A 22,933-nucleotide genomic window follows, 5' to 3' on the forward strand; every position below is an offset into this window, starting at 1 on the left:
ACGCCGGGGCCCAGGGTCGCAAGCGACACAGAAGAGAGACCCTGGGCCCCGGCTTGCGCCGGGGAACAGGTAGATATGCGGCGGCTGGGTAGATGGTCCGGAGGCCCCTATTCCTCCACCAGCTTCATCAGCCGGCGTTCCACCGGCGCCAGTACCGGGCCCAGTTCATGCCCGCGCTTGAGGATCATGCCGCTTTCGTTGACCAGCGCCCACATACCCTGGCGGTTGCGCAGGCTCGGGCGCTTCTCGATGCGGAATTCGGGACGTTCGGCGGCGCGGCGGAAGGCAGCGAAGATCGCGGCGTCGAGATCGAACGACATCGCATAGTCGCGCCAATGGCCGGCGGCGACCATGCGGCCATAGAGATCGAGGATGCGGGTGAGCTCGGGGCGCTCGAAGCCGACCTGGCCAGGGCGTCCGAGGGGGAGCGGGGTTACGGTTCCCATCTACGCGCTGTCGCGCTGCTCCCCTTCGGTCCGGCGCTCCGCAAGCACGGCGTCGAGCCGCTTGCGCATCGCCTCGAGCTCGCAGCGCATGATCTCCAGCTTCTGGGTCTGCGGATCGAACAGCTCGCTGCACGGCGTGCCATAGGGCACGAAGCCCTTCTGCCACTTCTCCGCCTCGACCAAAGTCGGCTTGGCCGGGATGCCGACCATCACCGCGCCGGGCGCGACGTCCTTGGTGACCACGGCATTGGCGCCGATCCGGGCGCGCTCGCCCACGGTGATCGGCCCGAGCACCTGCGCACCCGAACCCAGGATCGCGCCGTCGAGCAAGGTCGGGTGGCGCTTGCCGGCCACGCCATTGTCCGGGCTGGTGCCGCCCAGCGTCACGCACTGGTAGATGGTGACGTCGTCGCCGATCTCCGCCGTCTCGCCGATCACGACAAAGCCATGGTCGATGAAGAAGTTGCGGCCGATCTTCGCACCCGGATGGATGTCGATCGCGGTCACGAAACGCGACCAGTGATTGACCACGCGGGCGAGGAAATAGAGGCGATTGCGGAACAATGCGTGCGCGATGCGATGATAGCCGAGCGCCCACACGCCCGGATAGAGCAGGATTTCCGCGCGCGATCGCGGCGCGGGATCGCGCGCCTTGATCGAATCCAGATACGCCAACAGGCGCTGAAACATGGCCGGTCCCCTTTTATCGGGTGTCCACATAATAGCTAAACCCGCGGAATTCCAGAATGGCCCATTCTGCGCTTGGCCGCACTAAAGCCGATGTATCTTGTTGGAACGTTCCGGTGCCGTCATCCATTCCATCCCGGCCCAACCTTCAAGGTGCGAATGATCTTTGGAATCGACCTGAGCCTCCTGCTGCCGTTCATCGCGGTAGGATTTGCCGCCCAGATGGTGGACGGCGCGCTGGGCATGGCCTTTGGCGTGATCTCCAACACCCTGTTGCTGAGCCTGGGGGTGCCGCCCGCGGCAGCCTCCGCCGGCGTGCACACGGTGGAGACCTTCACCACTGCTGTTTCGGGCATCAGCCATGCGGTGCACAAGAATGTGAACTGGAAGCTGTTCCTGCGCATCGCCGTGCCCGGCGTGATCGGCGGCGGCCTGGGCGCCTATGTGCTGTCGAACATCGACGCCGGCACCGCCAAGCCGTTCATCCTCGCCTATCTGACCGGCATCGGCTTCTACCTGCTGTGGCGCAGCCGGCACTATCCGCCCAAGGAGAAGTCGCCCAAGATCGTCGAGCCGCTCGGCCTTGCCGGCGGCTTCCTCGATGCGGCGGGCGGCGGCGGCTGGGGGCCGGTGGTGACCAGCAACCTGCTCGTCCAGGGCGCGAGCCCGCGCACCACGATCGGCACGGTCAACACCGCCGAGTTCTTCGTCACCACGACAATCTCGGCGACCTTCATCACCCAGCTCGGCTGGGGCGCCTTCACCCTGGCGACGGTGGGCCTGCTGATCGGCGGCGTGATCGCGGCACCGTTCGGCGCGCTGCTCGCCAAGCGGGTGGAGCCCAAGACGCTGATGCTGATGGTCGGCATCGTGCTGACGCTGACCAGCCTGTACAATCTGTACCTGGCGGTGGGGCGGTAACCTCATTCCGTCACTCCGGCGGCCCTCATCGTCATCCCGGCGAAAGCCGGGATCTCGTGCGGCTCCTGTCCCGCGCTTCTGCCTGAGATCCCGGCTTTCGCCGGGATGACGGACACTGGGCTTTACGCCTTCCTTACGCCCTGCCCCATCTTCCCTCTCGAAGCTTAACGCCGTTCCGCCCCACATCCCCGCGCATGTGGGACAGCAGCAGGAACAGCCGCCACGGGCGGATACGGCGCATCGGCGCTCCCGAGACCGGATGGCAGCGGCGCTGGGGCCGGATCGTCAACTGGCTCGGCGCGCGGCGACCGCTCGACCTGATCCTGGGTTGCATGATCGTGATCACGCTGATCTCGACGATCGCCCGCGCGGTCTAGGCCATGCTGGTGACCTTGCTCTTCGCGCTCGGCGCGGTGATCGGGCTTGCGCCCCGAGCCGGCACCCAGCTTGCCCGCTTCAACTATGTGACCACCGGGATAGTGGGCGCCACGCTGGGCGGCCTCCTGCCCCAGCTGCTTCTGGGCGAGGATGCGCCGACAGCCCTGCGGATGCTCGCCGGCATTGCGATCGGCGCAGCTGCCGTGATCGGGCTTTCCCAACTCAAAACCCGCAACCAGTCGATCAATCGATAAGTTTTGATCGATTAAACCGATCACCCCGAACGGGCTTTCCAATTTCACATTGCAGTGCAGCGGCCCTATCTCGCCATTGCAACAACAACCCCCGTTCTGGAGGAATACCAAGCAATGGCTCTCATCGGCAGCACCATCAAGCCGTTCACCGCGCAGGCCTATAAGGAAGGCAAGTTCGTCCAGGTCACCGACGCGGATACGAAGGGCAAGTGGGCGGTGTTCTTCTTCTACCCGGCGGACTTCACCTTCGTGTGCCCGACCGAGCTCGAGGACCTGGCGGACATCTATCCGCAGCTCCAGAAGATGGGCGTCGAGGTGTACTCGGTCTCGACCGACACGCACTTCAGCCACAAGGCCTGGCACGACACCTCGCCGGCGATCGGCAAGATCAACTATTACATGCTCGGCGACCAGAACCACGTCCTGTCGACCAATTTCGACGTGCTCCGTGAGGGCCAGGGCCTGGCCGATCGCGGCACCTTCGTCGTCGATCCGGAAGGCGTGATCCAGCTGGTCGAGATCACCAGCGAGGGCGTGGGCCGCAACGCGGCCGAGCTGCTCCGCAAGATCAAGGCTGCGCAGTACATCGCCGCGCACCCGGGCGAAGTCTGCCCCGCCAAGTGGGAAGAAGGCGCCGAGACCCTCGCGCCGTCGCTCGACCTGGTCGGCAAGATCTGATCCCCCAGGCGCCCGTTAGCCCCCTTGCGGGCGCCCATGCGGCCCGGGACGGCAATCAACTTCTGTCCCGGGCCGTTTTGTATCTGAATTCTGTGGAGTTTCTGCCATGCTCGACGCAAACCTGACCCAGCAGCTCAAGGGCTATCTCGCGAACATCCGGGAGCCGATCGAGCTGGTCGCCAGCCTCGGTGACGATGCCAAGTCGCGCGAGCTGGAGGAGCTGCTGAACGAAATCGCCGCGCTTTCGGACAAGGTCTCGGTCGTCCGCACCGATGACGATAGCCGCAAGCCCAGCTTCCTGATCCACCGCACCGGCACCGATATCGGCGTGCGCTTCGCGGGCCTGCCGATGGGGCATGAGTTCACCTCGCTGGTGCTCGCGCTGCTCCAGGTCGGCGGCCATCCGAGCAAGGCGGCGCAGGAGCTGATCGAGCAGGTGAAGAACCTGGACGGCGACTATGTTTTCGAGACCTATTTCTCGCTGACCTGCCAGAACTGCCCGGACGTGGTGCAGGCGCTGAACCTGATGGCGGTGCTCAACCCGCGCATCCGCCACACCTCGATCGACGGCGGGCTGTTCCCGGCCGAAGTCGAGACCCGCAAGGTGATGGCGGTGCCGACCGTGTTCCTGAACGGCGAGCCCTTTGCCAGCGGCCGGATGGAGCTGGAACAGATCGTCGCCAAGATCGACAGCGGCGCGGCGAAGCGCACTGCCGCGAAGATCGCCGGCAAGGAGCCCTTCGAAGTGCTGGTGGTCGGCGGCGGCCCGGCCGGTGCTGCAGCTGCGATATATTCGGCGCGCAAGGGCATCCGTACCGGCATCGCGGCGGAGCGTTTCGGCGGCCAGGTGCTCGACACGATGAGCATCGAGAACTTCATCTCGGTGAGCCACACCGAGGGCCCGAAGCTCGCCGCGCATCTGGAGCAGCACGTCAAGGAATATGACGTCGACATCATGAACCACCAGCGCGCCGCGAAGCTCGTGCCGGCCCGGCATGAGGGCGGGCTGCATGAGGTCGTGCTGGAAAATGGCGCGAGCCTGAAGGCGCGCACCGTGATCCTTTCCACCGGTGCCCGCTGGCGGACGATGGGCGTGCCCGGCGAGGAAGAGTATCGCAACAAGGGCGTGACCTATTGCCCGCACTGCGACGGCCCGCTGTTCAAGGGCAAGCGCGTGGCGGTGATCGGCGGCGGCAATTCCGGCGTCGAGGCCGCGATCGACCTGGCGGGTCTCGTCGCGCACGTCACGCTGATCGAATATGACAGCCAGCTGCGTGCCGATGCGGTGCTCCAGCGCAAGCTGGGCAGCCTGCCCAACGTCAAGGTCATCACCTCGGCGCTGACCACCCAGGTGGACGGCGACGGCGAGAAGCTGACCAGCCTGACCTACAAGGACCGCAACCACGGCACCGTGCATCAGGTCGAGCTGGAAGGCATCTTCGTGCAGATCGGCCTGGTGCCGAATACCGAGTGGCTGAAGGACGCGATCGCGCTGTCGAACCGCGGCGAGATCGAGATCGACGCGCGCGGCGAGACGAGCCAGCCGGGCATCTTCGCGGCGGGCGACTGCACCACCGTGCCCTACAAGCAGATCGTGATCGCGATGGGCGCGGGCTCGACCGCGGCGCTCTCGGCGTTCGATTACATGATCCGCCTGCCGGACGAGCTGAGCGAAGCGGCGTAACCTACCTCCCCTCCCTGGAAGGGAGGAGATCGAGCGGTGGGTAAGGGCCTGGCGATACGGAGCCGTATTGCCAGGCCTTTTCGTATCGCGAGCACCCACCCACCCCCAGCTCCTCCCTTCCAGGAAGGGGAGTTTGCTTGGCATAATCGCTAATGCCACTATATAAGACGCCAATCATCGACACAGGCGATCAATGGCGCAGACCACCTACCTTCCCACGCTCAAGCAGCTCCAATATCTCGTCGCATTGAAGGACCATGGCCATTTCGGCCGGGCGGCGGAGAGCTGCTACGTTACCCAGTCGACGCTGTCGGCGGGCATTCGCGAGCTGGAAACGCTGATCGGGGTGGTGCTGGTCGAGCGGACGCGGCGGGTGGTGCGCTTCACGCCGCTGGGCGAGCGCATCGTCGACAAGGCGCGGCGCGTGCTGCGCGAGGCGGACGAGCTGGGCGACTTGGCCCGTGCCGCCGGACGGCCGCTTTCGGGCGAGATGCGGATGAGCGTGATCCCGACGATCGCCCCCTTCCTGCTGCCGCGCATCCTGCCCAAGCTGCGCAGGGACTATCCCGACCTGAAGCTCTATCTGCGCGAGGAGACCAGCGGCCAGGCCTGTGAAGGGCTGCACCATGGCCGCACCGACTGCGTGCTGCTCGCCCTGCCCTATGCATGCGGCGATGTGGAGACGGCGCCCTTGTTCGACGACCGGCTGTTCGTGGCGTACCGCGAGGGCGAGATGGACCCGAGCGCCTCGATCCGCCCGGCCGAGATCGACGAGACGCGGCTGCTGATGCTCGAGGACGGGCATTGCCTGAAGGAACATGCGCTCGCGGCCTGCAACCGGCCGGAGATGCGCGCCGAGGCGACGATGATGGGCACCTCGTTGCACACCATGGTGCAGATGGTCGACAATGGCCTGGGCGTGACGATGCTGCCCGAGATGGCGGTGGATTCGGGCATCCTCGACCACACCCAGGTGGCGGCGCGGCCGCTGGAGGCGGACAACGCCTCGCGGCGGATCGCGCTGGTGTGGCGCAAGGCGAGCCCGCGCGAGCGCGACTTCCGGCTGCTGGCGGACGTGCTGGCGGAGGCTAGACCTTAGTTCTGCCCTGCTGTTCCCCGGCTTTCGCCGGGGAGCGGTTAGTTTCGAGCGCCTACCACTTGGCCGCCGCCGCCTCGTCACTCGCCCGCGCTTCGACCCAGCTCGCCGCGTCCCCCCGCCACTCGCGCTTCCAGAAGGGCGCATCGGTCTTGAGCCGGTCGATCAGGTATGCACACGCCTCCAGCGCCTCGCGGCGATGCGCGGCGGCGGTGCCGATGAAGACGATGCGCTCGCCCACCGCCATGCGGCCGACCCGGTGCAGCACCGTCACCCCGAGCAGGTTCCAGCGGTCCATCGCCGCCTCCGCCAGCGTGCAGAGCGCATCCTCGGTCATGCCGGGATAATGTTCGAGCTCGAGCGCGGTGATGCCGTCGCCGCCGCGGACCACGCCGGTGAAGCTCGCCACGCCGCCCGCGCCGCGCTCCTCGAGCGCCGCCAGCTCCAGTGCCAGCTCGATCGGCGCGGGATCGATCGAGACGCGGATCATCCGCCGGTCACCGGGGGGAAGAGCGCGACTTCCTTCGCGCCGTTCAGCGGCGTGGCCAGCGGCACGAAGCGCTGGTCGATCGCGGCGCGCAGCTTCGCCGGATCGGCAAAGGCAGCGGCGTGGCCGGGGCTGCGCGTGGCCAGCCAGCCGACCAGATCGGCAACCGTCTCCACCGCCTCGGGCGGGTCGACCTGCTCCTGCCCCACCCCCACGGCCTCGCGGACCCAGGCGAAGTAGAGCAGCTCCATCACGTGTCCATGTGCCGCAGGCCGACGCGCAGATAATCCCAGCCGGTGATCAGGGTGAGCGCGGCCGAGACCCAGAAGGCCGCCAGCGCCGCCTGCCACAGCCAGGCATAGGGCAGCGCGCCGACCAGGATCAGCCCGCCGAGCGAGACCAGCTGGAGGGTGGTCTTCCACTTGGCGAGCCGCGAGACGGGAAGCGAGACCTGGATGCCGCCCAGGAATTCGCGCAGGCCCGACACCGCGATCTCGCGCACCAGGATCACCAGCGCCGGGATCAGGTGCAGGTCGGTGATCACCCCGCGGCCGGCGAGGATCAGCAGCACCGCGGCGACCATGATCTTGTCGGCGATCGGATCGAGGAACACGCCGAGCTTCGACACCGTGCCCTGGGCTCGGGCGAGATAACCGTCGAAATAATCGGTGACGCCCATCAGGCAGTAGATCGCGAAGGCGATGCCGTAACCCAGCCGCCATTCCGGCCACCAGAGAAACGCCGCGAGCAGCGGCACCGTGATGATACGCGAGAGCGTAAGGATATTGGGCAGCGTCAGCATTCGCAGACGCTTACCACCGGAACCGCGCCGCCGTCATCCCCGCTCCCCCCATTTCGTCATCCCCGCGCAGGCGGGGATCCAGAGTTACGAAGCGACGCCCTGCTTGGCTCTGGATCCCCGCCTGCGCGGGGATGACGGAGTATATGGGGATGACGGAAGTCTACCCTACTTCACCAGCTTGAAGCGGATCGCCTGGCCGCCGCCCGGCGCCAGCGCGAGATCGAGCGTGTCGGCGCTCGTCACCAGGCGCTTCTCGATCGCATAGGCGACCGGCTTCTTCACATAGTCCGCATCCGAAGCATCGCGGTAGATCTGCGCCTCGTAGCGCTTGCCCGGCGCCAGGAAGTCGAGCTTCACCGGCAGCGTGCGCGCGGTCTCGTCGGTGATCGCGCCGAGATACCAGTCCCCGCCCCCGCGCGGCTGGCGGGCGACGACGACATAATCGCCGATCTCCGAAGCCAGCGTCTTCGTTGTCTCCCAGTCGGTCGGCACGTCGCGGATGAACTGGAAGGCATCGAGATGCTTCTCGTAATTCTCGGGCAGGTCGGCCGCCATGTGGATCGGCGAATAGAGCACGACATATTCGGCCAGCTGCGCGGCGAGCGTCGACTGGTTGCGCTCGGTCAGCAGCGTCTTGCCATGTTCCAGGTCGAAGATCCCCGGAGTGAAGTCCATCGGCCCGGCGAGCATGCGGGTGAAGGGCAGGATCGTCAGATGCTCGGGCGGATTGGTCGGGCGGCCCCAGGCGTTGAACTCCTGCCCGCGCGCGCCTTCGCGGCTCACCCAGTTCGGCCAGGTGCGGCGCAGGCCGGTGTCCTTGACCGGCTCATGCGTGTCCATGGTGATGTGGCGCTTCGCCGCAGCCTCGATCACCTTGAGGTGATGCCGGACCATGAACTGGCCGGCGAACCACTCCTTGCCACCCTCACGATCGAGGATGTCGCCCGAATGCCGGACATAGCCGGTCTTCACCGACGGTACGCCGACCTTGGCATAGAGGTCGAGCGCGTCCTCGAGCTGGTTCTCGTAATTCACCACCGCGCCGGCGGTCTCGTGATGGCCGATCAGGTGGACGCCCTTCGACCTGGCATAGGCCGAGAGCATCGGCAGGTCGAAATCGGGGTAGGATTTGGTGAAGCTGAACTTGTCGCCATTGGCGATCCACTCGCCGTCCCAGCCCTGGTTCCAGCCTTCGACGAGCACGCCGTCGAACCCGTATTTCGCGGCGAAATCCACGTAGCGCTTCACATTGTCATTGTTCGCGCCGTGGGTCGGGCCGCTGCCCCAGGTGGTGCGGTTGAGATGCATCTCCCACCAGACGCCGACATATTTGCCCGGCTTGAACCACTTCTGGATGTCCGGAAGCTTGCTCGGCTCGTTGAGGTTCAATTCGATCCGGCTGTCCGCCAGCGCGCCAGGCGTGGTGCCGATCAGGATCGTGCGCCAGGGCGTGGAGAAGGGCCCGGCCTTCTTCGCGCCGACGCCGTCGGGCCAGGGCATCAGCCAGGCGGTGAGCGTGCCGGCGCCATTGCCCTGGAGCAGCATGCTCGGGAAATCGACCAGCGCCGCTTCGTGGAAGGACAGGTACAAGCCGTTGTCGCCCTTCAGCGTCAGCGGCGTCTCGGCCAGGGTGATGCGGCGCGCATCGGTCTGGGTGTAGAGATATTCGTCGCGCTCCTGGCCGAGCCCCTCATACCACCAGGCCTGATACGCCCCCTTGGTCCTGAACTGGGTGCGATCGGCGGTGACGCCGACCTGCTCGCCCGCCGGAATGCCGGCATAGTTATAGCGGAAGCCCACCCCGTCATCGAAGATGCGGAAGGTGACCTGCATAGCCTTGTTGAGCGCGGTATCGCCCGCGATCGTCACCGCCAGTTCGCTGTGATTGTCGCGCACCAGCCGCTGCTCGCCCCAGGGCTGCTCCCAGCTGGTGTCCGACGCCGAGCGGCGCGCATCGGTGATCGCGCTGTAGCGCGCCTGCGGCTCGCCGGCGAAGCTGAGGCCCAGCGCCGAGGGGGCGATCACCACCGTATCGCCGCGCTTCACTTCGTAGAGCGCCTGCCCGCCTTCGACCGAGACGCAGACTTCGAGCGTCTTGCCCGGCGACTGGGCGCATTCGCGGTCCGCCGCGAAGGCAGTGCCGGGAAGCGCAAGGGCAAGCAGGGTCACGAGGGTACGAGAGGTCATCCGAAATCTTTCCTGTGGGGAAGTCATGATTGGGGAGCGGCGAGCCGGGCCAGCCAGGCATCCTGCATGGGCTGGCGCAGCACCTGCTCGCGAACGAAGCCGAGCATGCGGCGGAACTGGGCCTTCACTTCCTCGGGCGAGGCGCGATCGATCGCCGGCGGCCAGCTTTCGGGCTCGACGCCGTGGCCGAGGAACAGCGCGCGCCAGCTGTCCGGCGGAAGGTTTTCCTCCTCGAACGGCGCCAGTTCGCCACGGGCGCGGAACAGCGCGATGGCATGGGCGAGATCGGGCGATACCTCGCGCGCGCCCTCCCAGAAGGGGCCGGCATAGCGGGCCAGCGCATAATGGGCGGACTGGAAGTCGCGGAGCCGGTCGAGCGCTTCGGTAGTGGCGTGGTTATAGGCGTCGCGCTCGGCGGCGAAACCGGCACCGGCCGGGAAGTCGGCAAGCAACTGGACCAGGCTGACCTGCAGCCCGAGCAGGTCGAGGCCGTGGACCGGATCGAACCGCGCGCCGAGCATGACCTGGTTGCCCGTCCAGGGTTGCGCGGGGCGGCCGGGATCGAGCGTGCGGATCACGGCGCCGGTTAGCGGCAGGCCCGAGGCTGTAGTCGCGGCGGCCAGCGCTTCCTCGTCGCTGGCGTGCGCACTCGACCAGGCATGGGTGACGCAGGTCGCCGGGCGGCTCGGTTGGAGCGCGGTCCAGCCCGTGGGGCCAGCGCGGTTCTCGGCATAGACCGGGAGGCTGGCAAAGGCCGGGCCGGCAGCGGTCAGCACGCGGTCAGCGGGAAAATGCCCGCGCCAGCTCAGGAAGTCCGCGTCGAGCGCGCCGCCCGTATCGACGAACAGGTCGCCGGCCAGCCGCTGCCCCTCGCCCAGGTCGAGCGCGGCGATCGTCTCGCCCTGGCGCTCGGCGATTACCCGGTCGGCGGTGTGGACGGTGACGCCGTTGTGGATCGCCGCCTCGCGCAGCAGCCGGGAATAGGGGATCGCCGGCAGGTGATAGCCATAGTCGCACCGGCCATAGCCCGCGCTCTGGTCATCCGGCAGCATCAGCCGCCCGTGCCGCGCGGCGGCGGCGGTGAGCGAGAAATCATCGAGCGGGACGTTCAGGCCATGCGCACGCGCCTTGACCCAATGGGGAAAGAACTCGTCCTCGCCGATCCGGGCACCGGCGGAGCCATAGGCGTGGAGGAAGGGTGGTTGGGGCTGCGGCGACACCCGAACCGTTCCCCGGCGAACGCCGGGGTGCAGTTCGGGAGATTGGCCCGCCTCCAGCTCCACAAAATTCTGCCCAAGCGTCAGGCTTCCGCCCGTCGCCCGCAACAAACCAGCCTCATCGATGCGAAGCTGGGCATGCAGCGCCTCCAGCGCCGGAAACGTCGCATAGACATCCACCGGCGCCAGCGCACTCGGCAGCTCCACCGCCTCCACCCGAACGCCCGAAGCCCCGAGCGCCCGCGCCAGGGCAGCCGCCGCCAGCCACAGCGGCGCATCGCGGCCGGCGACGATCACGGTGAAGGCAGCGCTCATGCGACCACCGCCACGTCACCCGCCGGGCAATAGCCGGCGAGGAAATCAGCATGCGCCGGCAGTGCCGCCGCGTTGGAAGCGATGCGTTCGCGCAGATCGGCAAGCCGCCCCACCACCTGATCGAGCGGCGCGCGGTCGGCCTGACGATCCCAGGCCTGGGGCATGATCCCCTGCCCCATCAGCACCGCCAGCCAGGAATCGCGCGAGAACAGGCCGAGCTTGTAGTCCGGCGCGCGACCGCTGGAGCGGAACAGATCGATCTTGTGCGCCAGGCTGTCCGGCAGCGCCATGTTCCGCACATGGTCCCAGAGCGGTTCGCCGTGCCGGGCATTGGCGGTGTAGTGGAGCACAAGGAAGTCGCGGGTGCGGTCGTAATGGATCGCGAACAGCCGGTTGAACTCGGCGGTCAGGCGCGGATCGATCGCGCCGCCGGGCCGGGGCATCAGCTTCGCCAGGTCGATCACCGCCGCCTGGATCAGGAAGATGCTGGTCGATTCCAGCGGCTCGAGGAAGCCCGAGGACAGCCCGACCGCGACGACATTGCCTTCCCAGCCACGCTCCCGCCGCCCAGCCTGGAAGCGCAGCACGCGGGGCTCGGCAAGCGGGGTGCCGTCGATCGCGCCGAGCAAGGTTTCCCGCGCGCGGTCTTCCGAGCAGAAGGCGCTGGCGAAGACATAGCCATTGCCGATCCGGTGCTGGAGCGGGATGCGCCAGGTCCAGCCGCCGGTCTGGGCCGTCGAGCGCGTGAAAGGCGTGATGCCTGCCACGCTGGCGCACGGCACCGCCATGGCGCGGTCGCAGGGCAGCCATTCGCTCCAGTCCTGCCACGCCACGCCCATATTCTGCCCGAGCAGCAGCGAGCGGAAGCCGGAGCAGTCGATGAACAGATCGCCTTCGATCCGCGCACCGGATTCGAGCGAGACGCTCTCGACGAGCCCTGTCTCGGTACTGCGCGAGACCTCGACGATCTTGCCCTCGATCCGCCGGACGCCGCGCTGCGTCGCCCAGCCGCGCAGATACCGGGCGTAGAGCCCGGCGTCGAAATGATAGGCGTAGGAGAAGGTCGAGCGGATCGAGCGCGGGTCGGGGTCCGGCATGTCGAACACGCCTTCGCGGCACATCGCGGCGGCGAAGCTGTATTCGGGCCATTCGCCGACCGGCTTGCCCGATGCCCTGGCGCGGAGCCAGTGGTGCTGGAAGTCGAGCCCGCCCCAGCGCTCGCCGAAGGTGCCGAAGGGGTGGACATAGCGGCCGCCGGGTTTGTCCCAGCCGACGAACTCGATGCCCAGCTTGAAGCTGCCCTGGGTGGCGGCCATGAACTCGGCCTCGTCGAGCCCGAGCATCGCGTTGAATTCGCGGATATGCGGCAGCGTCGCTTCGCCGACACCCACCGTGCCGATCTCGTCGGACTCGATCAGGGTCAGCGCATAATCCTTGTCGGGCAGCAGGCGGGCGAGCCCGGCCGCGCACATCCAGCCCGCGGTCCCGCCGCCGACGATGACGACGCGCAGGGGCGCCGCGGATGTGCTCGAGCTGGGCTGCATGCAATTCGCTCCCGAAAGAAATGGCGCCGCCGAATGAAGGAACGGCGGCGCCGAGGGGAGTTAGAACTTGAACCGGGCGCCGAACTGGAAGCGGCGATCGACCCGGCTCCAGTTTGCGTCGCGGTAAACGGGCTTGGCGCCGGGCGTCTTGCTCGTGTCGCCGAAGATCTGCTGCTGGAACACGCTGGTGGTGCCGAGCAGGTTCGATCCTTCGACCGACAGCTCGACCCATTTCGCCAGCGAGAAGCGCAGCGAACCGTCGAGGAACCCGGCTGCCTTCTGGAACACCGGCAGGCCGATGCAGCAGTCCAGATTGTCGGTGAGGAAGCGCGAGCGCCAGTTATAGGCGACACGCATCGCCACCGGGCCCTTTTCGTAGAGCATCACCGCGTTGAACGTGTGCTTGGAGATGCCCGCCAGCTGGTGCGAGTCCATCACCACGCCGCGCCCGCCCGAGGTGTCGAGGCCCGCGCCGAAGCCGCCGGTGCCGCCCGAGTCCAGCGCGCCCGCCGTCACCAGGTTCGAGTTGTTGATGCCCGACTGGTCGACGAACGTGTAGTTCAGCTGGGTACCAAGCCCGCTAAGCGCGCCCGGCAGGAAATCGAAGAAGGTCTGGAAGGCAACTTCGAATCCCTTCAGCGTCCCCCCATCCTCACCATTGCGCGGGCCGCGCATCAGCACGGTCTGGGTCGAGTTGTTGTTGGTGAAGCTGCGGTAGAACTCACCGTACGAGATGCTCGAATTGAGCTTCTTGTAGAAGCCGTCGATCGTGAACGAGCTGCTGCGGCCGAAATAATGCTCGAAGGTCAGGTCGAACTGGTCGGCCGTGATCGGCTTGAGTGCCGGGAAGCCCGATTCCGCGCGGAACACGAAGTTGTAGCCGGTGACCGTGCCCGCGCCGTTGCGGACCAGGTAGGGCGACGTCGCCGAACCGTCGAGGATCGGTCCCTGGATCGAGACGAAGTTGCGCAGCAGGCCGAAGTCCGGCCGCGACATGCCCCGCGAATAGCCGAAGCGGATGAAGCTCTTGTCGTCGAGGCCCAGCCGCAGGTTGAAGCTCGGCAGCCAGTTGTCATAGCTGGCCTCATAGGTGTTCGCCGTGCCGCCACCGCTGGCGAAGGCCGCCACCGCCGGCGTGACGAAGCACATCGGGTTGACGATCCAGGTGGCCGGCAGCGCCGAGCCGCAGGGCTGGTAGTTGGTGAAGGTGGTGGTCAGCGGATAGCCGACGCTACCGTCGGAATCGATGCTGGTGCGGACATAGCGCAGGCCGATATTGCCGCGGATATTGATCCCGCCGATATTCGCATTGTCGCCGCCGAAGCGCAGCATCGCATAGGCCGCGGTGGTCTTCTCCTTGACGTGCATCACCTCGGACGGGAGGTAGCAGCCCTCGACCGTGGCGTCGGCCCGGTCGCAGATCGGCTCCCAGCCCATCGGCGAACCGGTGGTCGAGCCGCTGACGCCCTGCACCAGCCGCGCGCGGTCCATCAGCGTGGCGCGGTTCATGTAGACCAGCGCCGGATTGTCATAGACGCTGCCGTCGTAGAAGCCGTCGCCGAGCGTGACCGACTCCCACATGCCCGGGCCATAGCCCTTGAACGCGGGATGGCCGGCATTGCAGCTCGGATAGGCACCGCCCGTGGTGTTGTCGATGTTGAAGCCCGGACCGTTGCAGTTCCACGATGCCGCGACCGGCGACCAGTTGAAGGTCGAGTAGCGCACCGTCTGGGCGCGATCGGCATAGCGGACGCCGACCTTCAGCGAGTCCAGCCAGCCGCCCTCGTCGAAGTCATAGCCGATATCGCCGCGGAACGCGGTCTCCTTGGCGTCATTGTCCTCCATGTGCGCCTGGACGAACGGCATCCAGTAATTGTGCGGGTTGGAGAGGCCGCCGGCGGCATAGTTCACGTTAGAGCCCGGCAGCAGCTTCACATTGGGCGTGCCGTCCTTGTTCGTGCTGTACTGCACATTGGCCATCGAGCCGACCGCGACGAGGATGTCGTCATTGGTGGTGTTGGCCCAGATATGCTGCACGTCGAGATTGACGTGGAGCTTCTCGGTCACGTCCCAGCGGATGTTGCCCGACAGGTCCTGGGTCCGCTCGCGGTGATCGAAGTTGCGCGCCTCGTTCTGGAAATAGAGGCCGTCCTGCAGCGTCGAGCAGACCGAAGGCGCCGCGCAATTGTTGACGAAGGGCTGGCCCGGAACGGCCGAGCCGGTGTTGATCGCTTCCTGGGTGCTGTCCCAGCTGCCGCGCCAGCTGCCATGCGCCTGGGTCAGCGTGCCCGACTGGAGCATGCCATCCGGCCCGAAGACGAAGGCGGAGGTGCCCGGCGCCCGGCCGAGCGCCGTGGTGGCGCGCGGGTTGAACGCCGGGGTGCCGAAGTAATTGCCGTCCAGGATCACATGGCTGGCCCGCTCGAGCCAGGCATTGTGATACTCGCTGTCGTTATACTGGGCGGTCATGCGGAAATTGCCCGCATTGTTCTCGTACTGCGCCGCCGCCGAGATGCCGCGCCGGGTGCGGTCGTAATCGACCTGCGAATAGCGGATGCCATCGGGGATATAGGCCCAACCGGTGCCGCCGAACGGGTTGGCGGAGCAGTTCACGGTGCCGTTGGTCAGCACGCCATTGCCCTGCGCATTGGTCGCGCCGGCCGAGCAATAGGTGTCGATCTTGTCCATGATCACGTTTTCGGTGCGCGTCACGACGTGGCTGCGGGCGAAATTGGCCATCAGGCCGAAGCGGCCGATCGCGGTGTCCCAGGTGTTCGAGATCAGGCCCGAGAACTCGCCGGTCCACTCCTTCGAACGGGTGCCATAGCTCGCCTTGGCGTTGCCGGCGACGACCAGCCCCTTCTGGTCGAACGGCAGGCGGGTGCGCAGATTGACCGTGCCGGCCAGGCCGCCCTCGATCATCTCCGCCGTCTGGTTCTTGTAGGCATCGACGCCGGCCATCAGCTCGGGCGAGATGTCGTTGAAGTTGAGCCCGCGATTGGCATCGGCCGAGAAGCTGTCGCGCCCGTTGAACTCGGTGCGGACGAAAGTGAGGCCGCGGATCAGCACCGCGGTCGGCTCGCCCGAGGGGTGCGTCGAGTCCCCGGCCGCCTGCAGGCGCGAGGTGGTGATGCCCGGCACGCGCTGGAGCGCGCCCGCCACCGAGGTGTCGGGGAAGGCGCCGATATCGGTCGCGGTGATCGAGTCGACCACCGTGTCGGAATCGCGCTTGATCGTCTGCGCGCTTTCCAGCGCCTTGCGGACGCCGACGACGACGATCGCGCCGCTATCCTCTTCCTGGGTAGCTTCGGGTGCCGAGGCGGTCTGCGCCTGGGCAATGCCGGCCAGGCCCATCAGGGCCACGGCCGCCAGCGAGGCGCCGCCCCGCAACAAAGTGATCTGCTTCATCTTTCCTCCCTCCGTCGCGCCTTTGCGGCGCTGTTGCACGCGCGGCACCGCGGGGCCCCCGCCCCGCAGCGTCGCTTCAGATTCCCAATCGGTGCTTCAAGGCGCGGATGCGCGAAACGCGCGCAGGGCAAGGCCCGGCGCTGTCGCGCATGATCGCAAGCCGGCTATGCCGCGCTTCCCCCAAGACACCCTCCATTGTGCCGACCCCGCTCTCCGGCGGGACCATCCACTTGCAAGCCACCCAGCCCGGGAAGCTCTTTGCGTAACTTTGCGTAAATTGAGCAAAGTCGCAAGAGAGAAATTTTGCAGAATATTTCTGCATCTATCTTGTTATTAAATAACAGTTTTATATCAGATTTTGGCTCTGATCGCATGAATTTCCGCAACCGCGAACGAGTCGCGCGGTGCAATTTTGCCTTGCAATCAATGCAAATTTTGCACAACCTCGCACGGCAATGCAAAGCCATGCCACGCCTTGCGCCCGCAAAGGGCTGTCACCTGGAGCCGGTATCGGCGCTGCGTGGAAGCGTGAGCGCGAAGCCTGCCGCGACCAGCAGCGCTGCCGCGGCGAGGAGGAGCGCATATTCGGCCTGGCCGTGGAAGACGCGACCGACCAGCGGCCCGAGCATCGTCGAGGCGACAAGCTGGGGGATCACCAGGAACATGTTGTGGATGCCCATGTACACGCCGGCCTTGCCCGGCGGCACGCTGCCGGCGAGCATGGCATAGGGCATCGACATGATCGCCGCCCAGGCGAGCCCCACCCCGATCGTCGGCAACCACAAGGCTACCGGATCGCCGACCAGCAGGAAGCCGACCAGTCCGGCTGCGCCGAAGCAAAGGCACAGCGCATGCGTCAGCCGTCGGCCGAGCCGCTCGCCGATGCCGGGCAGCAGCAGCGCGCCCAGCGCCGCGACGCCGTTATAGCCGGCGAAGAGCACGCCGACCCAGTCGGCTGCCTCATTGTACCCGGCGGACGCAGGGTCGGCGGTGCCGTAGTGCCGGAGCGCCAGCGCGGGCACGGTGTAGATCCACATCGCGAACAGGCCGTACCAGGTGAAGAACTGGACCACCGCCAGCCGCTTGAGCACCGGCGGCATCGAGCGGATGTCCTCGACGATCTCGAGCATCCCGATCGAGCTGCGGCCCAGGCGCCGCAGCCGCACCACCACTGCCTGGAGCAGCCCGAACAGGAAGCAGATGCCGGCAATGACGTAGATCTCGCGCTTCCAGCCGGCGAGCGCGGCGGCCCCGGCGATCCCCGCCCCGGCCAGCATCCAGCCGATGCCGTGACGCACCAGCGAAGCCGCGCGCTCGGGCGACAGCGTCACCGGCGGCATCGCTTCCTCGGGCAGCCGCTCGGGCGCCGGGCATTCGGGGGTGGTGACGATCGTCCAGCTCACCGCCACCAGCAGGCAGACCCCGCCGATATAGAAGGCGCTGCGCACCGATTGCGGGAGCAGATGCGGCTCCGGCTGGCCGCTCAGCCCCGCCCAATGGACCAGCATCCAGGGCAGTGCGGAAGCGAATACCGCGCCGATGCCGATGAAGAACACCTGCATCGCGAAGCCGGCGGTGCGCTGGCTCTCGGGCACCCGGTCCGCCACCAGCGCGCGGAACGGCTCCATCGCGATGTTGATCGATGCAGTGAGCACCCAGAGCATCAGGCTCGCCGCCCACAGGCTGGTGGCATTGGGCATCAGGAACAGCGCCAGCGCGGTGCAGACCGCGCCGGCCAGGATATAGGGGCGCCTCCGGCCAAGCGGCCCGCGGGTGCGATCGCTCAGATGGCCGATGATCGGCTGGACGAGCAGCCCGGTCGCCGGGCCCGCGATCCACAATATCGCAAGGTCGTCGAGCTCGGCGCCGAGCGTCTGGAAGATGCGGCTGGTGTTTACGTTCTGCAGGCCCCAGACAATCTGGATGCCAAGCAGGCCGAAGCACATGTTCCAGATCTGCAACAGGCTGAGCCGCGTGACACGCGGCGCGGCGCCCGCGTCGCCAGCTTGCAATGCTCCCCCCTCACCGTTCTAATCTGGCCGTATTCGGCTTTCCTCAAGCTTGGGCACAATGGGCAGCAGTAGCAACAACAATACGACGCTGGAGGATCTGGCGAAGCTGGCCGGCGTGTCGATCTCGACCGTCTCGCGGGCGCTCAACGATCATCCGCTGATCAGCGCGCGTACCAAGCAGAAGATCTGGGCGCTGGCGCGCGACCATGATTATCCCTTCCGCCCCTATATGCCGGCCGCGCCGGTGGGGGCCGAGGGGACGATCGTGATCGTCACGCCGTTCATGCGCGGCCGGCCGCTGCCGCTATCACACCCGTTCTTCCTCGAGCTGCTCGCCAGCATCGGTGAGGCGGCGCGCGCCCGCGACTGCGACTTCACGGTGAGCCACACCACGCCTGCCAATTATGACGACCTGGTCGCCACCACCACGACCAGCCGGGCGAGCGGGGTAATCTTCCTCGGCCAGTCGATGCTGCACGACGCGTTCAACCAGCTCACCCAGACCAATGCCAATTTCGTGGTGTGGGGCGCGCAGATGTCCGGGCAGCTCTATTGCTCGATCGGATCGGACAACCAGCTCGGCGGCAGGCGCGCGACGGCGCACCTCGCCCGGCTTGGCCGCAAGGCGATCCTGTTCCTGGGCGGCACCGATCCGGAATCGATGCAGCGCAAGCGCGGCTATGACGAGGCGCTGCGCGAAGCCGGGATCGCGGCCGATCCCAAGCTGGTGGTGCCGGTCGATTTCGAGCTCGAATCGGCCGACGCGGCGGTGAGCCGGCTGCTGCGCCGGCACGTCCATTTCGACGGCATCGTCGCGTCGTCCGACCTAATCGCCCTGGGCGCGATCCGCGCGCTGCGCCGCGCCGGCGTGTCGGTGCCGGGCGACGTATCGGTAATGGGCTATGACGACATGCTGCTCGCCCGGCTCTCCACCCCGGCGCTCAGCACGATCCGCCAGGACACGTTCGAGGCCGGCCGCCAGCTGGTATCCCGCATCCTCGACCCCTCCCCCGATCCCAGCGCCGAGCGGCTGCCGACGGACCTGATCGTGCGGGAGTCGTGCGGGGCGTAATCCTGTGAATTCCCCTCCCTTGCAGGGAGGGGAGCAGAGGGGAAACCGATTAACCGATTGCCGCCATGCATGCCGCTCGGCTATGCCCGCCCCAGATACAGCGGAAAATCCGCAACCAGAGGTGAAAGTTAGCTTATGCATGGTGCGGCGCTCGGTTTGATGCGGGAGCGCCGGTTCCTGCCGCTCTTCGTCACCCAGTTCCTCGGCGCGTTCAACGACAATCTGTTCAAGAACGCGATGATCTTCTTCGCGACCTACCAGATCTTCAACTCGGTCGAGGAAGAGACCCGGTTCAGCGCGATCGCCACGGGCATCTTCATCCTGCCCTTCTTCCTCTTTTCCGCGCTCGCCGGCCAGCTCGCCGACAGCTACGACAAGGCGAAGATCATGCGGATCATCAAGGCCGCCGAGATCGGGATCATGCTGGTCGGCGCCGCCGGGATCTTCCTCGAGCATCTCGAGCTGATGCTCGCCGCGCTCGTCGGCATGGGCGTGCACTCGGCGTTCTTCGGCCCGATCAAATACGCGATCCTGCCGCAGCATCTGCAGGAAGACGAAGTGCTGGGCGGCACCGGCATGGTCGAGGCCGGCACCTATATCGCGATCCTGTGCGGCACGATCGCCGGCGGCGTGATCAGCGCCTATGCGGCGGCGATCGCGGTGATCTGCGTCGCGGTGATCGGCTGGTTCGCCTCGCTGCGCATCCCCTCCGCGCCGCCGCTGACCAAGCTCAAGATCGACTACAACATCTTCCGCGCCTCGTGGCGGCTGATCTCGGCGACGATGCACATCCGCCGGCTCTATCTGGCGATCATCGCGATCAGCGTGTTCTGGACGATCGCGGCGGTGCTCGGGGTACTGTTCCCGCCGCTCGTCAAGAACGTGTTCCACGCCCAGAAGGACGTGGCGAGCGTGTTCCTGGGCATCTTCTCGGTCGGCATCGCGATCGGGTCGGTGATCATCAACCGGCTGCTCAAGGGCCATGTCTCGGCGAAATATGCCGTGCGCTCGGTCCTCTCGATGATGCTCTTCGTGATCTGCTTCTATGTCACCGCGCGCTTCTGGCCGGTGCATGAAGGCCCGCTGCTCAAGACCGCCGAGTTCCTGTCGATGCCGATCGGCTGGGCGGTGCTGGGCACGCTGCTGGCGATCGCGACCACGGGCGGCATGTTCGTGGTGCCGCTCTACGCGTTCCTGACCACCACCGTCGAGAAGTCGCAGACCGCGCGCACCGTCGCAGCGAACAACATCGTCAATTCGGGCTTCATGGTATTCGGATCGGTGAGCATCTTCGGGGTGAGCAAGATCCCCGGGGTCGGCGTGGCCGAATGCGTCCTGGTCGTGGTGCTGCTCTGCCTCGCCTCGGCCTGGTGCGCCAACCGCCTCTACAAGGCCGAAGACGCGCCCCATGCGCCGGACGTGCTTCCTTGATGCGGTTCGGCTGACGCTGAACCTGGACGGCACCGGGCCGGTGCCGCCGCCGTCAGGCAATAAAGGTGAAGAAGCAGACGAAGAACGCGGTGAAGCTCAACGCGAACAGCTTCACGTCGCTGTCGTCGCGCAGCTGGCGTTGCTGGGCCACCGCGCGGCGGACATAGCGGCGGAACGGATGGCGGCGGGGGGCATAGCCCTCAAGGACGAGCTGGCGTTGCATGGCCAGCAGTTAACGACTTCTTAACTTTTGCCGCCAGCGCCGTGTTTGGTTAACCCCTGTCCGGCTGCGGGACAGCAATTGGTTACCGGGACACCGGCCCCGTGCTCGCCCGTATCATCAGCTTGTGCTCCAGCGTCACCCGCGGCTGCGGCGCCGTCCCGGAAAGGATCAGCTCGGCGGCGGCGGCGGCGAGCTCGTGCACCGGCTGGCGGATCGTGGTGAGCGGCGGCCACACCGCGCGCGCCAGGTCCGAATCGTCGAAGCCGGCGATCGACAGCTGGCCCGGCACGTCGATGTCGCTCTCATGCGCCACCGCGAGCGCGCCCGCCGCCATGTCGTCATTGCCGGCGAAGATCGCGGTCGGCCGGTCCTTGAGCGCCAGCAGCTCGCGCGCGGCAGCCGCGCCCGAGGCGAAGTCGTTCTCCGCCGCCACCACCAGCGCCGGATCGAAGGCGATGCCATGCGCCTCGAGCTCGGCCTTGTACCCCGCCAGGCGATCCGCCGACGAAGCGTGGCTCTCGAGGCCGCGGATCATCGCGATGCGGCGATGGCCGAGGCCGATCAGGTGCGCGGTCATCTCGCGCGCCGCGGCGACGTCGTCCATCGCGGTCGACATGCCCGCGTCCTGGCGGATGCCCGGCGCGATCCGCGCATAGGGCAGCCCGCGCCGGTCGAGCTCGTCGAGCAGCGCCGTCGCCTCGGTCACCGGCGGCGAGAGGATCAGCCCGTCGAGATGGGTCTCGTCGATCAGCGCCAGCACGTTGGAGACCAGGTCCGGCGACTGGCTGTCGATCGGCTGGAGCAGCAGCCGGTAGCCCAGCTCGGTGCAGCGCTGCTGCGCGCCGGTCTGGACGTGATAGATGTAATAGGGGCTGGGGTTGTCGTAGAGCAGCCCGACCTGGAACGACTTGCGTCCGGCCAGCGTGCGCGCCGCATGGCTTGGCCGGAAGTTCAGCCGTGCCACGACTTCCTCGACGCGGCGGCGCGTCTCTTCGCTGACATGCTTCTCGTTGTTGAGCACCCGGCTGACGGTCTTGAACGACACGCCTGCGATCTTCGAGACTTCCTTAATCGTCGGACGACTGGACATCGTTTTCCCCGCCGGGAAGGGCCCCGGCCCGCACCAGCCTTATTTGACAGCGCTGGCAGAGCGCAAGCACAGATGCAGCCGATGGCCGCGCCCCCGCCCCTTCCCGCCGCCGAGTGGATCGCCGAACGGCTCCGCTCCGGCACGCGCCGCCCCTTCGTGCTGGGCATCGCCGGCGCGCAGGGCAGCGGCAAGAGCACGATCGCCCGCGCGCTGGCCCAGCGCTTCGCCTGCCCGGTGCTGTCGCTCGACGACCTCTATCTGGACGGCGCCGCGCGCCGGCGCCTCGCCGAGACGATCCACCCGCTGCTGCGCACCCGCGGCGTGCCCGGCACGCACGACGTCGCCGCCGGCCTGGCCGCGATCGAGGCGCTGGCGCACGGCCCCGCCCTGCTTCCCCGCTTCGACAAGGCCCGCGACGAGCCCGGTGCGCCGGAGCAGATCCCCGGCCCGGCCGGGATGCTGATCCTCGAAGGCTGGTGCCTCGGCGCCCGCCCGCAGGGCGAGGCGGAACTTGAAGAGCCGGTCAACGATCTCGAGCGCACCCAAGACACCGACGGACGCTGGCGCCGCTGGGTCAACGCCCGGCTCGCCGGCCCCTATCAGGCGCTATGGGCGCGGATCGACCAGCTGGTGTTCCTGCAGGCGCCGGATTTCGACATCGTCGCCGACTGGCGGATCGAGCAGGAGCGCAAGGCCGGCGGCCCGATGACCGACGCCGAAGTCCGCCGCTTCGTCCAATATTATGAGCGGCTGACCCGCCACATGCTGCGCCACGGCAGCGCATGGGCGGACCTTACGCTACGGCTCGACGCCGACCGCAGGCCCGATTTCATAACCTAGATCAATCCCAACATGAAATTTGCGTAATATCGGGACTCTTTCCTCAGAATCTGCGTGCGCGTGAATGTTTCCGTCTATATTGGAAGCGGCGCTAACCGTCCGGAATCGAATAGAAACCACGGAAACAAAGAAACTGGGGGGTGTAATTTGGCGTCGCAACC

21 protein-coding genes are annotated in these 22,933 nt (G+C 66.9%); 9 read left to right on the forward strand and 12 right to left on the reverse strand.

The features are described 5' to 3' along the window. Window positions 1-107 precede the first annotated feature (107 nt). Window positions 108-446 (reverse strand): DUF2794 domain-containing protein, encoded by a 339-nt coding sequence (locus HNP52_RS19165; RefSeq protein ID WP_184169381.1) that lies wholly within the window; start codon window positions 444-446, stop codon window positions 108-110. Next, window positions 447-1,136, reverse strand: coding sequence for a serine O-acetyltransferase EpsC (gene epsC, locus HNP52_RS19170; protein WP_184169383.1), 690 nt, complete (start codon window positions 1,134-1,136; stop codon window positions 447-449). A 156-nt stretch (window positions 1,137-1,292) separates the two neighbouring features. Here epsC and HNP52_RS19175 point away from each other — a divergent pair, with 156 nt between their 5' ends. From HNP52_RS19175 to HNP52_RS19200, 6 genes are all read left to right on the forward strand, one after another. Continuing rightward, entirely contained in the window at window positions 1,293-2,054 is a 762-nt protein-coding gene (locus HNP52_RS19175) for a sulfite exporter TauE/SafE family protein (protein ID WP_184169385.1), read from the forward strand. Window positions 2,055-2,248: 194 nt separating this feature from the next. Next, complete coding sequence (locus HNP52_RS19180; RefSeq protein WP_184169387.1) at window positions 2,249-2,431, forward strand: hypothetical protein; 183 nt, start codon at window positions 2,249-2,251, stop codon at window positions 2,429-2,431. A gap of 9 nt (window positions 2,432-2,440) precedes the next feature. Further along, window positions 2,441-2,686, forward strand: coding sequence for a hypothetical protein (locus tag HNP52_RS19185; protein WP_184169389.1), 246 nt, complete (start codon window positions 2,441-2,443; stop codon window positions 2,684-2,686). Between the two features lie 114 nt (window positions 2,687-2,800). Further along, on the forward strand, window positions 2,801-3,364 hold the full coding sequence (gene ahpC / locus HNP52_RS19190) for an alkyl hydroperoxide reductase subunit C (protein WP_184169391.1): 564 nt from the start codon (window positions 2,801-2,803) through the stop codon (window positions 3,362-3,364). A gap of 106 nt (window positions 3,365-3,470) precedes the next feature. Continuing rightward, on the forward strand, window positions 3,471-5,048 hold the full coding sequence (gene ahpF, locus HNP52_RS19195; RefSeq protein WP_184169393.1) for an alkyl hydroperoxide reductase subunit F: 1,578 nt from the start codon (window positions 3,471-3,473) through the stop codon (window positions 5,046-5,048). Between the two features lie 193 nt (window positions 5,049-5,241). After that, complete coding sequence (locus HNP52_RS19200; RefSeq protein WP_184169395.1) at window positions 5,242-6,147, forward strand: hydrogen peroxide-inducible genes activator; 906 nt, start codon at window positions 5,242-5,244, stop codon at window positions 6,145-6,147. 52 nt (window positions 6,148-6,199) lie between these two features. Here HNP52_RS19200 and HNP52_RS19205 read toward each other — a convergent pair whose 3' ends face one another. The 8 genes from HNP52_RS19205 to HNP52_RS19240 all read right to left on the reverse strand — a co-directional run bounded on the left by HNP52_RS19205 (window position 6,200) and on the right by HNP52_RS19240 (window position 18,116). Next, complete coding sequence (locus tag HNP52_RS19205) at window positions 6,200-6,634, reverse strand: molybdenum cofactor biosynthesis protein MoaE (RefSeq protein WP_184169397.1); 435 nt, start codon at window positions 6,632-6,634, stop codon at window positions 6,200-6,202. After that, window positions 6,631-6,882, reverse strand: a complete 252-nt coding sequence (moaD, locus tag HNP52_RS19210; RefSeq protein WP_184169399.1) for a molybdopterin converting factor subunit 1 — start codon at window positions 6,880-6,882, stop codon at window positions 6,631-6,633. Before moaD ends, HNP52_RS19205 begins: the two co-directional genes overlap by 4 nt. Next, on the reverse strand, window positions 6,882-7,433 hold the full coding sequence (gene pgsA / locus HNP52_RS19215; RefSeq protein ID WP_184169400.1) for a CDP-diacylglycerol--glycerol-3-phosphate 3-phosphatidyltransferase: 552 nt from the start codon (window positions 7,431-7,433) through the stop codon (window positions 6,882-6,884). The genes moaD and pgsA overlap by 1 nt, the downstream gene beginning before the upstream one ends. Before the next feature lie 165 nt (window positions 7,434-7,598). After that, window positions 7,599-9,620 (reverse strand): glycoside hydrolase family 97 protein, encoded by a 2,022-nt coding sequence (locus HNP52_RS19220; RefSeq protein ID WP_184169402.1) that lies wholly within the window; start codon window positions 9,618-9,620, stop codon window positions 7,599-7,601. Between the two features lie 23 nt (window positions 9,621-9,643). Beyond that, a complete protein-coding gene (locus tag HNP52_RS19225; protein ID WP_184169404.1) occupies window positions 9,644-11,152 on the reverse strand; it encodes a tryptophan 7-halogenase in 1,509 nt (502 codons plus the stop codon). Beyond that, window positions 11,149-12,696, reverse strand: coding sequence for a tryptophan halogenase family protein (locus HNP52_RS19230; protein WP_184169406.1), 1,548 nt, complete (start codon window positions 12,694-12,696; stop codon window positions 11,149-11,151). Before HNP52_RS19230 ends, HNP52_RS19225 begins: the two co-directional genes overlap by 4 nt. A gap of 60 nt (window positions 12,697-12,756) precedes the next feature. Further along, window positions 12,757-16,104, reverse strand: coding sequence for a TonB-dependent receptor (locus HNP52_RS19235; protein WP_184169408.1), 3,348 nt, complete (start codon window positions 16,102-16,104; stop codon window positions 12,757-12,759). 494 nt (window positions 16,105-16,598) lie between these two features. Next, window positions 16,599-18,116 (reverse strand): MFS transporter, encoded by a 1,518-nt coding sequence (locus tag HNP52_RS19240; RefSeq protein WP_260396271.1) that lies wholly within the window; start codon window positions 18,114-18,116, stop codon window positions 16,599-16,601. Window positions 18,117-18,174: 58 nt separating this feature from the next. Here HNP52_RS19240 and HNP52_RS19245 point away from each other — a divergent pair, with 58 nt between their 5' ends. Then, window positions 18,175-19,188: a LacI family DNA-binding transcriptional regulator gene (locus HNP52_RS19245; RefSeq protein ID WP_184169410.1), complete on the forward strand. Its 1,014-nt coding sequence runs from the start codon at window positions 18,175-18,177 to the stop codon at window positions 19,186-19,188. A gap of 159 nt (window positions 19,189-19,347) precedes the next feature. Then, entirely contained in the window at window positions 19,348-20,619 is a 1,272-nt protein-coding gene (locus HNP52_RS19250) for an MFS transporter (protein WP_409372655.1), read from the forward strand. Window positions 20,620-20,671: 52 nt separating this feature from the next. Here the strand turns inward: HNP52_RS19250 and HNP52_RS19255 are convergent, their stop codons facing one another. Then, the gene (locus HNP52_RS19255) at window positions 20,672-20,842 is read right to left on the reverse strand and encodes a hypothetical protein (protein ID WP_184169414.1); all 171 of its coding nucleotides are present in this window, start codon (window positions 20,840-20,842) and stop codon (window positions 20,672-20,674) included. Window positions 20,843-20,924: 82 nt separating this feature from the next. Further along, entirely contained in the window at window positions 20,925-21,932 is a 1,008-nt protein-coding gene (locus HNP52_RS19260; protein WP_184169416.1) for a LacI family DNA-binding transcriptional regulator, read from the reverse strand. An 81-nt stretch (window positions 21,933-22,013) separates the two neighbouring features. Between HNP52_RS19260 and HNP52_RS19265 the strand changes: the two genes are divergently transcribed. Beyond that, window positions 22,014-22,772: a kinase gene (locus HNP52_RS19265; RefSeq protein ID WP_221416568.1), complete on the forward strand. Its 759-nt coding sequence runs from the start codon at window positions 22,014-22,016 to the stop codon at window positions 22,770-22,772. Window positions 22,773-22,933 lie beyond the last annotated feature (161 nt).

It is taken from the genome of Sphingomonas kyeonggiensis, assembly GCF_014204495.1.
Lineage (GTDB): Bacteria > Pseudomonadota > Alphaproteobacteria > Sphingomonadales > Sphingomonadaceae > Sphingomonas > Sphingomonas kyeonggiensis_A.

Bases quoted from the DNA above. Each gene is read 5' to 3' on its own strand.
- HNP52_RS19165 (WP_184169381.1), bottom strand. From the start codon at position 446: ATGGGAACCGTAACCCCGCTCCCCCTCGGACGCCCTGGCCAGGTCGGC.
- epsC (WP_184169383.1), bottom strand. From the start codon at position 1,136: ATGTTTCAGCGCCTGTTGGCGTATCTGGATTCGATCAAGGCGCGCGAT.
- HNP52_RS19175 (WP_184169385.1), top strand. From the start codon at position 1,293: ATGATCTTTGGAATCGACCTGAGCCTCCTGCTGCCGTTCATCGCGGTA.
- HNP52_RS19180 (WP_184169387.1), top strand. From the start codon at position 2,249: ATGTGGGACAGCAGCAGGAACAGCCGCCACGGGCGGATACGGCGCATC.
- ahpC (WP_184169391.1), top strand. From the start codon at position 2,801: ATGGCTCTCATCGGCAGCACCATCAAGCCGTTCACCGCGCAGGCCTAT.
- ahpF (WP_184169393.1), top strand. From the start codon at position 3,471: ATGCTCGACGCAAACCTGACCCAGCAGCTCAAGGGCTATCTCGCGAAC.
- HNP52_RS19200 (WP_184169395.1), top strand. From the start codon at position 5,242: ATGGCGCAGACCACCTACCTTCCCACGCTCAAGCAGCTCCAATATCTC.
- HNP52_RS19205 (WP_184169397.1), bottom strand. From the start codon at position 6,634: ATGATCCGCGTCTCGATCGATCCCGCGCCGATCGAGCTGGCACTGGAG.
- moaD (WP_184169399.1), bottom strand. From the start codon at position 6,882: ATGGAGCTGCTCTACTTCGCCTGGGTCCGCGAGGCCGTGGGGGTGGGG.
- pgsA (WP_184169400.1), bottom strand. From the start codon at position 7,433: ATGCTGACGCTGCCCAATATCCTTACGCTCTCGCGTATCATCACGGTG.
- HNP52_RS19220 (WP_184169402.1), bottom strand. From the start codon at position 9,620: ATGACCTCTCGTACCCTCGTGACCCTGCTTGCCCTTGCGCTTCCCGGC.
- HNP52_RS19225 (WP_184169404.1), bottom strand. From the start codon at position 11,152: ATGAGCGCTGCCTTCACCGTGATCGTCGCCGGCCGCGATGCGCCGCTG.
- HNP52_RS19230 (WP_184169406.1), bottom strand. From the start codon at position 12,696: ATGCAGCCCAGCTCGAGCACATCCGCGGCGCCCCTGCGCGTCGTCATC.
- HNP52_RS19235 (WP_184169408.1), bottom strand. From the start codon at position 16,104: ATGAAGCAGATCACTTTGTTGCGGGGCGGCGCCTCGCTGGCGGCCGTG.
- HNP52_RS19245 (WP_184169410.1), top strand. From the start codon at position 18,175: ATGGGCAGCAGTAGCAACAACAATACGACGCTGGAGGATCTGGCGAAG.
- HNP52_RS19250 (WP_409372655.1), top strand. From the start codon at position 19,348: ATGCGGGAGCGCCGGTTCCTGCCGCTCTTCGTCACCCAGTTCCTCGGC.
- HNP52_RS19255 (WP_184169414.1), bottom strand. From the start codon at position 20,842: ATGCAACGCCAGCTCGTCCTTGAGGGCTATGCCCCCCGCCGCCATCCG.
- HNP52_RS19260 (WP_184169416.1), bottom strand. From the start codon at position 21,932: ATGTCCAGTCGTCCGACGATTAAGGAAGTCTCGAAGATCGCAGGCGTG.
- HNP52_RS19265 (WP_221416568.1), top strand. From the start codon at position 22,014: ATGGCCGCGCCCCCGCCCCTTCCCGCCGCCGAGTGGATCGCCGAACGG.